2 protein-coding genes are annotated in these 2,520 nt (G+C 76.6%); both read left to right on the forward strand.

Going from position 1 to position 2,520, the window contains the following annotated elements:
- Window positions 1-221: 221 nt before the first annotated feature.
- On the forward strand, window positions 222-986 hold the full coding sequence (locus tag GQS09_RS27905; protein ID WP_165990299.1) for a response regulator transcription factor: 765 nt from the start codon (window positions 222-224) through the stop codon (window positions 984-986).
- 112 nt (window positions 987-1,098) lie between these two features.
- The coding region (locus tag GQS09_RS27910; protein WP_165990300.1) for a cell wall metabolism sensor histidine kinase WalK at window positions 1,099-2,520 on the forward strand (1,422 nt) is incomplete at its 3' end.

Raw genomic sequence — 2,520 nt, forward strand, 5'->3', positions numbered from 1 at the left:
GGAGCGCCGGCGCCGCCGCCGCGCCGGGGGCCCGGTCGCCGTCCTGGCGGCGGTGCCCGGGCGGAGCCGGGGAGCGAGGCCGCGGCACGGACGGAGCGGCTTCCCGGACGGTTCTCCTCCGCCTGCCGCACCCTCGACGGCATGGCCGGGACACACACCTGTCCAGCGGGGGAGGCCGGCCGGCCGCGCCACCGTCCGCCGCGGCTGCAAGACTGAATGCCATGAGCGACCGTTCCCGGGTGCTGATCGTCGACGACGAGCCGGCCGTCCGGGAGGCGCTGCGCCGGGCGCTGGCCTTCGAGGGGTACCGCACCGAGACCGCGCGGGACGGCCGGGAGGCCCTGGACCGGCTGCTGCCCTCCGCCTCGGCCTCCGCCCCGGCACCGCCGGACGCCGGCCCGGTCGACGCCGTGGTGCTGGACGTGCTCATGCCGCGCATGGACGGGCTGACCGTGGCCCGGCGGCTGCGCTCGGCCGGCAACCGGGTGCCGGTCCTGATGCTCACCGCCCGGGACACCGTGGGCGACCGGGTCACCGGGCTGGACGCCGGGGCCGATGACTACCTGGTCAAGCCGTTCGAGCTGGACGAGCTGCTGGCCCGGCTGCGGGCCCTGCTGCGCCGCTCCGGCTACGCCGGGCAGGGGCCCGAGGCCGGCGGTCCCGGCAGCCCGCCCGGCACCGAGGTGCTGACCTTCGCCGACCTGCGGATGGATCTGGCGACCCGCGAGGTCACCCGAGGCGGCCGTCCGGTGGAGCTGACCCGCACCGAGTTCACCCTGCTGGAACTCTTCCTCACCCATCCCCGCCAGGTGCTGACCCGGGAGCAGATCCTGCGCGAGGTGTGGGGCTTCGACTACGAGCCGTCCTCCAATTCGCTCGATGTCTATGTGATGTACCTGCGCCGCAAGACCGAGGCGGGCGGCGAGCCGCGGCTGGTGCAGACCGTGCGGGGCGTCGGCTACAGCCTGCGGGAGCCGCGCCGATGAGCCCCGCGAGAACGGCGCCCGCACCCGAGCCCGCGCCGGTGCCGGTGCGGGGGGCGGGCGGCCCGGGCCGGGGAACGCCCCCGGGGCGGCCCGGTGGAGGGGCGCCGGGCCGGTGAGACTCTCCGCGCTGCCGCTGCGCACCCGGCTGGCCGCGTTCACCGCCGCCGCCGTCGCCCTGGCCGTGGCCGCCTGCGCCCTGGCGGCCTGGTTCCTGGTGCGCGGCCAGCTGATCTCCTCGCTGGACGAGCGGCTGCAGGAGAGCCGCATCCCGGTCGATCTCATCGAGCGGGTCGAGACCGGTGACTGCGCCGCCGGGGACTCCGGGACCCCGGAACTGCCGAGCCCCAACCCGTTCGGCGACATCGCCCAGCTCGTGGACAGACGCGGGGCGAGCTGCGTGGTCTTCGGAGACGTCACCCTGGAGGTGGGGAAGGCCGACCGGGCGGTGGCGGCGGACGAGCGGCCCCCCGTCCTGCACACCGTGACCGGCTCGGACGGCGCCGAATACCGGGTCCTCACCCGGTTCCTGCCCGGGCTGAACGCCGAGGGCCTGCTGCAGGGCACGGTCGCGCTCTCCGTCGCCCGCCCGATGGACGAGGTGAACGACCCGCTGCGGGCACTCGCCCTGGTGCTCACCGCGGTGGCCGCGGGCGGCGTGGTGGGCGCGGCCGGAGTGGGCGTGCTGCTGGCCCGGGCCGGGCTGCGGCCGGTGGACCGGCTGACCCACGCCGCCGAGCACATCGCCCGCACCGAGGACCTGTCGGTGCGCATCCCCGCCGAGGGCGACGACGAACTCGCCCGGCTCTCCCGCGCCTTCAATTCCATGACCGCGGCGCTGGCGTCGTCCCGGGAACTCCAGCAGCAGCTCATCGCGGACGCCGGTCACGAGCTGCGCACCCCGCTGACCTCGCTGCGCACCAACATCGAGCTGCTGGCGCGCAGCGAGACCTCCGGCCGGCCGCTGGCCCCGGAGGTGCGGCGGGAGCTGATGGACTCGGTCACCGCGCAGCTGAGCGAACTGGCCACCCTGGTCGGCGACCTCCAGGAGCTGTCGCGGCCGGAACGCACCGGGCGGTCGCGGGAGATCACCGGGCTGCACGAGATCGCCCAGCGGGCGGCGGCCCGCGCCCGGCTGCGCGCGCACGGGCTGGTGATCAGCACCGAGCTCGATCCGTGGTTCGTGCGGGCGGAGCCCGCCGCGCTGGAGCGGGCGGTGGTCAATCTGCTGGACAACGCGGTGAAGTTCGGCGCGGGCGGCGGCAGCGTGGAGGTGACCCTGCGGGACGGGGTGCTGCGCATCCGCGACCACGGGCCGGGCATCCCGCCGGAGCAGCTTCCGCACGTGTGGGAACGGTTCTGGCGCTCGCCGGACGCCCGCGGCCTGCCGGGTTCCGGGCTGGGGCTGTCGATCGTGGCCCGCACGGTGCGCGAATGCGGCGGCCGGGTGGGGCTGACCCCGGCGGAGGGCGGCGGCACCGTCGCCACCCTGCACCTGCCCGGCGCGCCCGACCCGCCGCCGGACCCGCCGCCGGAC

This window comes from Streptomyces sp. YIM 98790 (genome assembly GCF_011421595.1).
GTDB lineage: Bacteria > Actinomycetota > Actinomycetes > Streptomycetales > Streptomycetaceae > Streptomyces.